This window comes from Microbacterium sp. K35 (genome assembly GCF_004794375.1).
In the GTDB taxonomy this organism is placed as follows: Bacteria; Actinomycetota; Actinomycetes; order Actinomycetales; family Microbacteriaceae; genus Microbacterium; species Microbacterium sufflavum.
In genome coordinates this window covers 1-11887 of record NZ_SSDM01000270.1, presented here as the reverse complement: position 1 = coordinate 11887, position 11887 = coordinate 1, and the positions used below count along the sequence as shown (strand labels likewise).

General features: G+C 70.0%; 10 protein-coding genes. 9 read left to right on the top strand and 1 reads right to left on the bottom strand.

Annotated elements, in window-relative coordinates:
- From DW299_RS10300 to DW299_RS10265, 8 genes are all read left to right on the top strand, one after another.
- Positions 1–363: substrate-binding domain-containing protein (locus DW299_RS10300; RefSeq protein ID WP_136036526.1), on the top strand; the 363-nt coding region annotated here is incomplete at its 5' end.
- A 143-nt stretch (positions 364–506) separates the two neighbouring features.
- On the top strand, positions 507–2171 hold the full coding sequence (locus DW299_RS10295) for an ABC transporter substrate-binding protein (protein ID WP_136036525.1): 1665 nt from the start codon (positions 507–509) through the stop codon (positions 2169–2171).
- Positions 2168–3148 (top strand): ABC transporter permease, encoded by a 981-nt coding sequence (locus DW299_RS10290; protein WP_136028586.1) that lies wholly within the window; start codon positions 2168–2170, stop codon positions 3146–3148. Before DW299_RS10295 ends, DW299_RS10290 begins: the two co-directional genes overlap by 4 nt.
- A 55-nt stretch (positions 3149–3203) precedes the next feature.
- Positions 3204–4118, top strand: a complete 915-nt coding sequence (locus tag DW299_RS10285) for an ABC transporter permease (protein WP_136028587.1) — start codon at positions 3204–3206, stop codon at positions 4116–4118.
- On the top strand, positions 4115–5842 hold the full coding sequence (locus tag DW299_RS10280; protein ID WP_240744477.1) for an ABC transporter ATP-binding protein: 1728 nt from the start codon (positions 4115–4117) through the stop codon (positions 5840–5842). Before DW299_RS10285 ends, DW299_RS10280 begins: the two co-directional genes overlap by 4 nt.
- Before the next feature lie 42 nt (positions 5843–5884).
- Positions 5885–7054, top strand: a complete 1170-nt coding sequence (locus tag DW299_RS10275) for a glycoside hydrolase family 1 protein (protein WP_136036524.1) — start codon at positions 5885–5887, stop codon at positions 7052–7054.
- 48 nt (positions 7055–7102) lie between these two features.
- Entirely contained in the window at positions 7103–8680 is a 1578-nt protein-coding gene (gene metG, locus DW299_RS10270; RefSeq protein WP_136028589.1) for a methionine--tRNA ligase, read from the top strand.
- 10 nt (positions 8681–8690) lie between these two features.
- Positions 8691–9584: a TatD family hydrolase gene (locus DW299_RS10265; RefSeq protein WP_136036523.1), complete on the top strand. Its 894-nt coding sequence runs from the start codon at positions 8691–8693 to the stop codon at positions 9582–9584.
- Here the strand turns inward: DW299_RS10265 and DW299_RS10260 are convergent.
- Positions 9563–10846 (bottom strand): MFS transporter, encoded by a 1284-nt coding sequence (locus DW299_RS10260; protein ID WP_136036522.1) that lies wholly within the window; start codon positions 10844–10846, stop codon positions 9563–9565. The genes DW299_RS10265 and DW299_RS10260 overlap by 22 nt on opposite strands.
- A gap of 54 nt (positions 10847–10900) precedes the next feature.
- On the opposite strand from DW299_RS10260, the gene rsmA reads away from it, so the two are divergent.
- Positions 10901–11770 (top strand): 16S rRNA (adenine(1518)-N(6)/adenine(1519)-N(6))-dimethyltransferase RsmA, encoded by an 870-nt coding sequence (gene rsmA / locus DW299_RS10255; RefSeq protein ID WP_136036521.1) that lies wholly within the window; start codon positions 10901–10903, stop codon positions 11768–11770.
- Positions 11771–11887 lie beyond the last annotated feature (117 nt).

Below are 11887 nucleotides of genomic sequence, written 5' to 3'. Positions count from 1 at the left end.
CTGCTGCGCGGCGACTTCACGCGGGCGTCGGGGCGGCGCGCGGCCGAGGAGCTGCTGCGCGACGGCGCACCCCCGTCCGCGGTGGTCGCGGCGAACGACCAGATGGCGCTGGGGGTCGTCGACGTGCTGCACCGCGCGGGCGTGCGCGTGCCCGACGACGTGCTCGTGACCGGGTTCGACGGCATCGACGCCGCCGCCCTCTCCGTCCCCCCGCTGACGACGATCCGGCAGCCGATGATCGAGCTGGGCCGCGCCGCGGTGCAGGTGCTGGCGCGCCGGCTGGAGGAGCCGGAGGCCCCGCCCGCGGTGGTGCGGCTGCCGTTGCAGATCCTCCTGCGGGAGAGCTCCGCGCGACCCTCCTGACGCGCCTCGAACGGACGGGAGCGCGGTGTCAAGGGGTTGCCGATCACAAATGTATGCGCTTACACTCGCTCATGCGGCTTCGGCCGACGGACGCTCCGACCCGTGGGGCGCCCATCATGACAGAGACGACATGAGGTCCCCCAGTGGCAGAGACGCACACCTTCCGACGCTGGCGCAGAGCCGCCGTCGTGGGGCTCGCGGCCGCGGCGATCGCGCTCAGCGGCTGCAGCATCCAGATCAGCTCCCAGCCCGACCCCTCCATCGGCGAGGACACGATGCTGATCAACGCCGACCACGGCAACCCGTTCTTCACGAAGAACTTCAACCCGTACCTGACCAACACGCGCACCGCCTCGCGGTGGATCTACGAGCCGCTGATCCTGGTGAACCCGCTCGACGGCGAGCTCAACCCGTGGCTGGCCTCCGCGTGGTCGCAGCCCGACGCCCGCACGATCGTGATGACGCTGCGCGACGGGGTCGAGTGGAGCGACGGCGAGGACTTCACGGCCGACGACGTCGCCTTCACGTTCCAGCTGCTGAAGGATGAGCCGTCTCTCGACATCAAGGGCGCCTGGCAGCACATCGACTCGGTCGAGGTCGACGGCTCCGACGTGGTCTTCCACCTGCAGAGCGAGGACGCCCCGTCGCTGTCGATCCTCGGCCAGACCATGATCGTGCCGGAGCACATCTGGAAGGACGTGCAGGATCCGGGCACCTGGCGCAACGAGGATCCGGTCGGCACCGGCCCGTTCGTGCTCGGCAACTACAACGATCAGCAGTACTCGATGGACCGCAATCCCGACTACTGGCAGGCCGACCGGATCGAGATCGAGCACATCATCCTCCCGGCGACCAACAGCCAGCTCGACACCGTCACGCGCGGCTACGACTGGGCGTACGCGTTCATCTCCGACGTGGAGGGCACGTGGGGCGCGGCCAGCCCGGACAACACCTGGTGGTTCCCGCCGGGCGGCGTGATCTCGCTGGTGCCGAACCTCGAGGTCGCCCCGTTCGACGACGTCAACGTGCGCCGCGGCATCGCGCTCGCGCTCGACCGCGAGGAGATCGCCGAGACCGCGTCCGAGGGCTACATGAAGCCCGCCGGCCAGACCGGCCTGATCCTGCCGAACCAGGAGCAGTACCTCGACCCCGAGATCCCCGACGCGGGCATGATCGCGCAGGACGAGGACGCCGCGCTCGCCGCCTTCGCCGAGTCCGGCTACACGCTCGACGGCGATCGGCTGGTGGGGCCGGACGGCGAGCAGCTGGAGTTCTCGCTCACCACCGCGAACGGCTTCTCCGACTGGACCCGCGCCGCGCAGACCGTGCAGCGCCAGCTCGGAGACATCGGCATCAAGGTCTCGCTGAAGCTGCCGCAGCCCGCGGGCTACCAGAGCGCGATCGGCAACGGCGACTTCGAGATGGCGATCGGCGGCATGGGCAACGGCGACGTCTACCAGGCGTTCAACAGCCTGCTCTCCAGCGACTTCTACGTGCCGTCCGGGGAGTCGACCACGAACAACTTCGAGCGCTACCGCTCGCCGGAGGCCGATGCGCTGCTCGCGGAGTACCGCGCGACGGTCGACCCGCAGCGCCAGGGCGAGATCGTGCACGAGCTGCAGAACATCGTGTACGACGAGCTGCCCGTGATCGGCATGTACTACGGCGGCATCTGGGGCCTGTTCAACGACGCGAAGTTCACCGGGTGGCCGTCCGCCGACGACCCGTACATGATCCCGCAGAACTACGACTCGGCGCCCCTGATGATCTTCACCCACCTGAAGCGAGTGAACGGAGACGACCAGTGAAGTACGTCGCCCAGAAACTCGGCCTGTTCGTGCTGACCCTGTGGGCCGCGGTCACGCTGAACTTCTTCCTCCCGCGCATGATGCCCGGCTCGCCCGCCGACGCCGCAATCGCCAAGCTCTCGCAGAACGGACCCGTGTCGGATGCGACCAGGGCCGCGATCGAGGCGCAGCTCGGCGTGCCGACCGGCTCGCTGTGGGACCAGTACGTCGCCTACCTCGGTCAGGTCGTACGGCTCGACTTCGGCGTCTCGTACACGTTCTACCCGCAGTCGGTGTCGAGCATGGTGTCCACGGCGCTGCCGTACACGCTGGGCCTGGTGGGCATCGTCACGATCCTCGCGTTCGTGATCGGCACCCTCATCGGCGTGATGGCCGCGTGGCGGCGCGGCACCTGGCTCGACTCGCTGCCCACGCTGACCGGCTCGTTCCTCAGCACCTTCCCGTACTTCTGGACCGCGCTGCTGCTGCTGTTCTTCCTCGGGTACGTGCTGCACTGGTTCCCGACGACCGGCGCCTACTCGGCGACCACGACGCCCGGGTTCACGTGGGACTTCATCGTCGATCTGGTGCGTCACGCGTTCCTGCCGGCGCTGACGATCCTGCTCACGTCGCTCGGCGGCTGGATCATCGGGATGCGCAACGCCATGATCAACACGCTCGGCGAGGACTACATCACCTTCGGTGAGGCCAACGGGCTGCGCGGGCGCACGATCGCGCTCCGCTACGCCGCGCGCAACGCGATCCTGCCGAACCTCACCGGCTTCGGGCTCACGCTCGGCGGCGTGGTGGGCGGGTCGATCCTCGTGGAGCAGGTGTTCGGCTATCCGGGCATCGGCTACCTGCTGTTCAACGCCGTGATCGGGCAGGACTACCCGCTCATGCAGGCGCTGTTCCTGATGATCACCGTGAGCGTGCTCATCGCCAACTTCCTCGTGGACATCCTCTACGGGGTGCTCGACCCGAGGACGCGCCGATGATGATCCCTCCTTTCCCCGTCCGCCTGCACTGCGTGCTCGACCCGAGGACCAGACGATGACCTCCACCATGAACGTCAAGATCCCGGCCGATCGGATCGCTGCCCCCAGCCCGTGGCGCTCCTTCGGGCGCATGGTCGGCACCCTGTGGGCCAACGGCAAGGCACGGCTCGGGCTGTGCATCCTCGCCTTCTTCGTCCTGGTCGCGGTGTTCGCGCCGCTCCTCGCGCCGTACGGCCCGAAGGAGAACGGCTTCGAGCGCAACGCCGACGCGTCGTGGGAGCACTGGCTCGGCACGACCGCCGCGGGCGAGGACGTGCTCAGCCAGCTGATCTACGGTGCGCAGGTGAGTCTGCTGGTCGGCTTCGCCGCCGGCATCCTCTCCACGATCGTCGCGGTGCTGATCGGCCTGAGCTGGGGGTACATGCGCGGCTTCGCCGGCGAGGTCGTCGGGTTCATCGTGAACCTGTTCCTCGTGATCCCCGGCCTGCCGCTCATGATCGTGATCGCCGCGTACCTGCAGAACGGCGGCATCCTCATGATCATCGCCGTGATCGTGGTCACCGGATGGGCGTGGGGCGCGCGCGTGCTGCGCAGCCAGACCCAGTCGCTGCGCGGCAACGACTTCGTCACCTCGGCCCAGTTCTCCGGCGACAGCAGGGCCCGCATCGTGTTCCGCGAGATCCTCCCGAACATGACCTCGATCATCGCGGGGACCCTGTTCGGCGCGGCCACCGCGGCGATCCTGGCGGAGGCGGGCCTGGAGTTCCTCGGCCTCGGCGACTCCAGCATCGTCAGCTGGGGCACCATGCTCTACTGGGCGCAGAACTCCAACTCGCTGCTCACCGGGCAGTGGCTGCTGCTGTTCGCCCCCGGTCTGTGCATCGCCCTGTTGGCCCTCAGCCTCACACTCATCAACTTCGGCGTGGACGGCATCTCCAATCCGCGCCTGCGGGAAGGGAAGGGGCGATGAGCGCCATGACCGCGCACACCTCGGATAGCAACGCCGGAATCCTCCTCGACGTGCAGAACCTGTCCGTCGAGTACGCCTCCCCGGGGCAGCAGCCCGTGCAGGCCGTGCACGACGTGTCGTTCACGCTGCGACGCGGCGAGTTCGTCGGACTCGTCGGCGAGTCCGGGTCGGGCAAGTCCACGCTCGGGTTCGCGCTGACCCGGCTGCAGAAGCCCCCGGCGCGCATCAGCGGCGGTCGCATCCTGTTCGACGGGCGCGACATCCGCGAGCTCGACGCCGAGGGACTGCGCCGCCAGCGGCAGGGCGGCTTCGCGATGGTGCTGCAGTCGGGCATGAACGCGCTCAACCCCGTGCGCACGGTCGCAGGTCACTTCCGCGACATCTTCGCCGCGCACGGACATGTGCCCCGCGAGGCCCGTGAGGCCAGGGCCCGCGAGCTCGTGGGCAAGGTCGGACTGAAGCCCGAGGTGCTCGACCGCTACCCCGGGGAGCTCTCGGGCGGCATGCGGCAGCGCGCCTCGATCGCCCTCGCGCTGTCGCTGGAGCCGCAGCTCATGGTGTTCGACGAGCCGACCACGGCCCTCGACGTGCTCGTGCAGCATGCGGTGATGGACACGATCCAGGAGCTGCAGCGGTCGGAGCGGTTCACGGCGATCCTCATCAGCCACGACCTCGGCATCGTGCTCGAGGCCACCGACCGGGTCATGGTGATGCACGAGGGCCGCATCGTGGAGGACGCCCCGAGCCACGACATCCTGCACCGTCCGCAGGACGAGTACACGCGCATGCTGCTGAGCCACTACGCCGACCCCCGGGCGGAGAAGATCGAGATCCCCGGGTTCCTCGATGTGGGCACCCGCCGCCGCGAGGGCCGCAGCCGCACCGACGTCACCGAGACCCTGCCGACCGTGTCTGCGCGCGACACCCGGCGCGCGGACGCCGCGATCGTGGTGGACGGCGTCACCAAGCGGTACCCGGCGCCGCGGCGCGGGCAGGAGCCGGTGGTCGCGGTCGACGACGTGTCCTTCCGGCTGGAGCCGGGGGAGGCCCTCGCGCTGGTCGGCGCCTCGGGGTCGGGCAAGTCGACGATCGCGAAGATGCTCACCGGCGTCGAGAAGCCCACCGCCGGCACGATCCGCTTCGGCGACACCGACGTCGCCGCACTGAAGCGCCGGGGCCTGCGCGACCTCCGCAAGGACGTGCAGATGGTGTTCCAGGACCCGTATGCGGCCCTGAACCCGCTGCACACGGTCGAGTATGCGCTGTCCCGCCCGATCCGCAACTACACGACGCTGCGCGGCACCGAGGCGCGGGCGCGCGTGCTCGAACTGCTGGAGACCGTCGGCCTCACGCCCGTCGAGCAGTTCGCGGCCAAGCTGCCGCACCAGCTCTCCGGCGGACAGCGGCAGCGTGTCGTGATCGCCCGTGCGCTCGCGAGCGACCCGCAGGTGCTGATCGCCGACGAGCCCGTGTCGATGCTCGACGTGTCGCTGCGTGCCGGCGTGCTCGCGCTGCTGGAGGACCTGCGTGAGCGCTGGGGCATCAGCATGCTCTACATCACGCACGACCTGCTGAGCGCGCGCCTGGTCACCGAGAACATCCTGGTGCTCAACGGCGGACGGGTCGTGGAGCGCGGCGAGACCTCGCACGTGCTCCAGCACCCCGAGGACCCGTACACGGTCGAGCTGCTCGACGCCGTGCCCAACCCCTCCCGCGCGCGCTGAACCGCGCCGGGAGATCTGCAAGAAAGAGAGAGGAGCGCATCCGTGCTCGCATTCCCCGACGGCTTCCTCTGGGGCGCCGCGACCGCCGCCCATCAGGTGGAGGGCAACAACACCACGAGCAACTGGTGGGCGATGGAGCACGCCCCCGACTCGCCCATGGTCGAGCCCTCCGGCGACGCCGCCGACCACTTCCACCGCTACCCGGAGGACATGCGGCTGCTGGCCGAGGCGGGGCTGAACTCCTACCGCTTCTCGGTCGAGTGGGCGCGGATCGAGCCGGAGCGCGGCTTCGTGTCACGGGCGATGCTCGACCACTACCGCCGCATGATCGACACCGCACGGGAGCACGGGCTCGACCCGACGGTCACCCTCATGCACTTCACGGTGCCGCAGTGGTTTCAGCGCGACGGCTTCTGGCGCGCGGGCGACGCGGTCGACCTGTTCTCGCGCTACGTGGAGACCGTGCTGCCCATCCTCGACGGCGTGCGCTACGTGTGCACGATCAACGAGCCCAACATCGCCGCGATGCTGGCCGGGGGAGAGGACGCGGCCAACCTCGTCGCCTACGGCCTGCCCAATCCCGACCTCGCCGTGGCGGACACGCTGCTGGCCGCGCACCGCCGGGCCTCCGAACTCGTGCACACCGTGCCGGGCGCGCAGGCGGGGTGGACCATCGCGACCCAGGCCTTCCACTCGACGGGCGAGCCGGGCGCCGACGAGATGCTGGCGGCCTACGGCGACCCGCGCGACCACTGGTACCTGGAGCAGTCGGCCGGTGACGACTTCGTGGGCGTGCAGGCGTACACGCGCACGTTCATCGGTCCGGAGGGCCCGCGGCCGGTCGCCGACGACGTGGAGACGACGCTGACCGGGTGGGAGTTCTACCCGCCCGCGCTCGAGCTGGGGGTACGCAGCGCGTGGCAGCGCAGTGGCGGGGTGCCGGTGATCGTGACCGAGAACGGCATCGCCACGGCCGATGACACCCGCCGCATCGCCTACACGCAGGGCGCACTGGAGGGCCTGCACCGCGCGATCGCGGACGGCATCGAGGTGCGCGGGTATCAGCACTGGAGCGCGCTGGACAACTACGAGTGGGCGAGCGGCTTCCGGCCGACCTTCGGGCTGATCGGGTTCGACCACGAGACGTTCGAGCGGTTCCCGAAGCCGTCGCTGGCGTGGCTGGGCGAGGTCGCACGACGCAACGCGCTCTGAGCGCGCACCGGCGTAACCTGCGGCATGGGGGCACCTAGAATTGTCCCCATGCCCGCAGGCGAATCCTTCTACATCACCACGCCCATCTACTACCCGTCCGACGTGCCCCACATCGGCCACGGGTACACGACGGTGGCGGTCGACACGCTCGCGCGGTGGCACCGCCAGGCGGGGGATGACACCTGGATGCTCACGGGCACCGACGAGCACGGGCAGAAGATGCTGCGGGCGGCGGCGGCCAACGGCGTGACGCCGCAGGAGTGGGTGGACAAGCTGGTCAGCGAGAGCTGGTTCCCGCTGTTGACGACCCTCGATGTCGCCAACGACGACTTCATCCGCACGACGCAGGAGCGCCACGAGACCAACGTGCAGACGTTCTTCCAGCGCCTGTACGACCGCGGCTACATCTACGCGGGCGAGTACGAGGCGCTCTACTGCGTGGGCTGCGAGGAGTTCAAGCCGGAGTCCGAGATCGTCGACGGCACCGGTCCCTTCGAGGGGCTGAAGGTGTGTGCGATCCACTCCAAGCCGCTGGAGCTGCTGCAGGAGAAGAACTACTTCTTCAAGCTGAGCGAGTTCCAGGACCGGCTGCTCGAGCTGTACAAGACCGAGCCCGACTTCGTGCGGCCGGACTCGGCGCGCAACGAGGTCGTGTCGTTCGTGAGCCAGGGGCTCAAGGACCTGTCGATCTCGCGCTCCACGTTCGACTGGGGCATCCCGCTGCCGTGGGACGAGTCGCACGTGATCTACGTGTGGGTCGACGCGCTGCTCAACTACGCCACCGCCGTGGGCTACGGCTCCGACGAGGAGACGTTCGCGCGCCGCTGGCCCGCGTACCACGTGGTCGGCAAGGACATCCTGCGCTTCCACGCGGTGATCTGGCCCGCGCTGCTGATGGCGGCGGGGCTCGACGTTCCCAAGGGCGTGTTCGCGCACGGCTGGCTGCTGGTCGGCGGCGAGAAGATGTCGAAGTCGAAGCTGACCGGCATCGCGCCGACCGAGATCACCGACGTGTTCGGCTCCGACGCCTACCGCTTCTACTTCCTGTCGGCGATCGCGTTCGGCCAGGACGGCTCGTTCTCCTGGGAGGACCTGTCCGCCCGCTACCAGGCCGAGCTCGCGAACGGCTTCGGCAACCTCGCCTCCCGCACGACCGCGATGATCGAGAAGTACTTCGAGGGCATCGTCCCGCCGGCGGCCGAGTACACCGAGGCGGACCTCGCGATCCAGAAGATCGTCGCCGACGCCGCGACGAAGGCGGATGCCGCGATCGGCCAGTTCCGCATCGACGAGGCGATATCCGCGATCTGGACCATCGTCGACGCGCTCAACGGCTACATCACCGAGAACGAGCCGTGGGCGCTGGCCCGCGACGACGAGAAGCGCGAGCGTCTGGGCACGGTGCTGTACACGTGTGCCGAGGGCCTGCGGGCCCTGGCGGTGCTGTTGTCGCCGGTGATGCCGCAGTCCACCGAGAAGCTGTGGATCGCACTGGGCGCCGCCGAGACGCTGGGCCGTCTGCAGGACCAGCCGATCCGTGAGGCGGGGGCGTGGGGCGTGCTGAAGCCGGGCACGAGCGTCAACGGCCTCGCGCCGCTGTTCCCGCGCGTGGAGTCCACGGCCTGACCGACACCCCATGACCGAGACGTACGTGCAGCGCCGAGACGGCGACGGGCGCAAAGACCTGCGGTATCCCGCAGCCCCTGAGCCCCTCGCCGTCCCGGTGTACGACAACCACGCGCACCTGGAGATCATGGACGGCGACGAGCCGTTGAGCCTGACGGAGCAGCTCGACCGCGCCGAGGCCGTGGGCATCGCCGGGGTCGTGCAGGCATCGGGCGACATCGAGTCGTCGCGCTGGGCGGTCGAGGCGGCGGCTTCGGACCCCCGCGTGCTCGCCGCGGTGGCGATCCACCCGAACGACGCGCCGACCTATGCCGAGCAGGGCCGTCGCGGCGGTGTCGGTCTCGACGAGGCCCTCGCGGTGATCGACGAGCTGGCGGCGCATCCGCGCACCCGCGCGATCGGCGAGACCGGGCTCGACTTCTTCCGCACCGAGCCGGAGCGCCGCGGGCCGCAGTTCGAGTCGTTCGAGGCGCACATCGCGCTCGCGAAGAAGCACGGCATCGCGATGCAGATCCACGACCGCGACGCGCACGACGCGGTGCTGGAGACCCTGTCGCGTGTGGGCGCTCCCGACAGCACGGTGTTCCACTGCTTCTCCGGCGACGCCGCGATGGCCCGGGTGTGCGCCGACGCGGGCTACCACCTGTCGTTCGCGGGCAACGTCACGTTCAAGAACGCGCAGAACCTGCGCGACGCGCTGAAGGTCACGCCGCTCGACCGCCTTCTGGTGGAGACCGACGCCCCGTTCCTCACGCCGACGCCGCTGCGGGGACGCCCGAACGCGCCCTACCTCGTGCCGATCACGGTCCGCTTCCTGGCCGCCGAGCTCGGCATCGGCGTCGATGAGCTGTCCGCGCAGCTCGCCGAGAACACCCTGCGGGTCTACGGCTCGTTCACCGACTGAGCGTCCACGTCGTCCGGGCCGGTCTGGGCGACCGGTTTCGCGCTCACGATCTGCGAGATCGGCCTCCACACCAGCAGCAGTGTGATCGCTGCGCCGCCGAACGCGAACCACCACGGTGCGGTGAGCCCCCACAGCTGGGCGATCACTCCGCCGAGCGCCTGGCCGACGATCATGCCCCCGAACACCCCGACCATGTTGACCGAGGCGACGCGTCCCTGCAGCTCGGCGGGCACGAGGCGCTGCCGGACGGTCGTGGAGATCGTGCCCCACACGAAGGCGTACGCGCCGAAGAAGAACATGATGATCAGCGCCACCCAGCCGGCGGTGGTGAGCGCGAACGCCAGGTGCATCAGCACCTCCAGCGAGAGCACGATGCGCATGAGGGTCGCGAACGACACGTGCCGTTCGAGCCATCCGAAGCTGAACGTCGCGAGGATGCCGCCGGCCGCGGACGCCGTGGTGAGGGCGCCGTACCCCACCGGGCCCATCTGCAGGTGCTCGGTCGCGTACAGCACGAGCACGCCCCACGGCGCCGCCCACGTGACGTTGAAGACGAGGATGATGATCACCAGCATGCGCACGGGCGGGTTGCGCCACAGCCAGCGCAGCCCCTCCGCGATGTCGGTGTGCACGGGCGGGTGCGCGGCGGCGTCCGCCCGGGGTGGCACGGGCGTGCGGGCCATGCGGGAGATCAGCACGACCGCGAGGCTGACGCACAGCACCTCGACCAGGAACGGCCAGGCGTGCCCCGCGGCGAACAGGAACGCCCCGAGGGGAGGACCGGCGAACTGGTTGGCCACGAGGTAGCCGGCCTGGAGCCGGGCGTTCCCGATCCCGAGGTCGTCCGGCTTCACGATCATCGGCAGCAGCGTGCTGCTCGCGGTGTCGACGAACACCTCGGCCGAGCCGTACAGGAAGGCCACCGCGAGCACGATCCCGATGTTCGCGGTGCCCGTCACGAGGAACACGCACAGCGCCGCGAGCACGACCGCCCGCGCGGCGTTCGCGATCATCACCAGGCGCCGACGGTCGAAGCGGTCGGCGATGGCCCCCGCGTGCAGGCCGAACAGCAGCCAGGGCAGGAACTGGAGGACGGCGCCGGAGGCGACGAGGATCGGCGACGAGGTCATCGAGGCGATGAGCAGGGGAGCGGCGGCCAGCGCCACGCCGTCGCCGATGTTGCTCGTCCACGACGACGCGAGCAGCCAGCGGAAGTCCCTGCCCATGCGCCGCGGAGCGATCAGTTCACCGAGGGAGGGCATCCCCGCAGGATAGCGAGTGCCGGGGACGGTCGGGCTTTCGGCGAGAATGGACGCATGACCGTCACCCTGCTCGGAGCCGCCGAGATCCGCCGACTGGCCGCCGAGCTCGATGTCACCCCCACCAAGAAGCTGGGCCAGAACTTCGTCACCGACGCGAACACGGTCCGCAAGATCGTGCAGGCCGCGCGCGTGCAGCCGGGCGAGCGCGTGGTCGAGGTGGGGCCCGGCCTGGGTTCGCTGACACTCGCGATCCTGGAGACCGGGGCCGCCGTCACCGCCGTGGAGATCGATCACCGCCTCGCCGCCCGCCTGCCGCAGACCGCCGCCGAGCACGGCGTGCCCGAGGGGGCGCTCACGGTGGTCGATGCCGACGCGCTGCGGGTGGCCGAGCTGCCCGGCGAGCCGACCGTCCTGGTCGCGAACCTGCCGTACAACGTGTCGGTGCCGGTGCTGCTGCACTTCCTCGAGACCTTCCCCTACCTGCATCGGGGCGTCGTGATGGTGCAGGCCGAGGTGGCCGAGCGCCTGGCGGCGAAGCCGGGGTCGAAGATCTACGGCTCCCCGAGCGTGAAGGCCGCGTGGTACGGCGAGTGGCGGCTCACCGGCACGGTGTCACGGCAGGTGTTCTGGCCCGTCCCGAACGTCGACAGCCTGCTCGTCGGGTTCGATCGGTCGGAGGGCGAGCGCGGCTCCGAGGCCGAGCGTCGCCGCACCTTCGAGATCGTCGATGCCGCGTTCAACCAGCGCCGCAAGATGCTCCGCCAGGCGCTGTCCGGCGTCTTCGGCAGCTCGGCCGCTGCGACCGAGGTGCTGACGGCCGCCGGCGTGGCCCCGACCGCCCGCGGCGAGGACCTCACGGTCGACGACTACCAGCGCATCGCGCAGCAGGCACCGGCGGTGCCGGACGCGGCGGCCGGGGTCTGACGCCCCGCGCGCGGCCTGAGGTTCTGCCCCTCGACACCGCCGCCTGACGCCCCGCGCGCGGCCCGAGGTTCTGCCCCTCGACACCGCCGGGCTCCCGCCGTCGCGGCGGGGGGCCGG

Bases quoted from the DNA above. Each gene is read 5' to 3' on its own strand.
- metG (WP_136028589.1), top strand. From the start codon at position 7,103: ATGCCCGCAGGCGAATCCTTCTACATCACCACGCCCATCTACTACCCG.
- DW299_RS10285 (WP_136028587.1), top strand. From the start codon at position 3,204: ATGACCTCCACCATGAACGTCAAGATCCCGGCCGATCGGATCGCTGCC.
- DW299_RS10265 (WP_136036523.1), top strand. From the start codon at position 8,691: ATGACCGAGACGTACGTGCAGCGCCGAGACGGCGACGGGCGCAAAGAC.
- DW299_RS10260 (WP_136036522.1), bottom strand. From the start codon at position 10,846: ATGCCCTCCCTCGGTGAACTGATCGCTCCGCGGCGCATGGGCAGGGAC.
- rsmA (WP_136036521.1), top strand. From the start codon at position 10,901: ATGACCGTCACCCTGCTCGGAGCCGCCGAGATCCGCCGACTGGCCGCC.
- DW299_RS10280 (WP_240744477.1), top strand. From the start codon at position 4,115: ATGAGCGCCATGACCGCGCACACCTCGGATAGCAACGCCGGAATCCTC.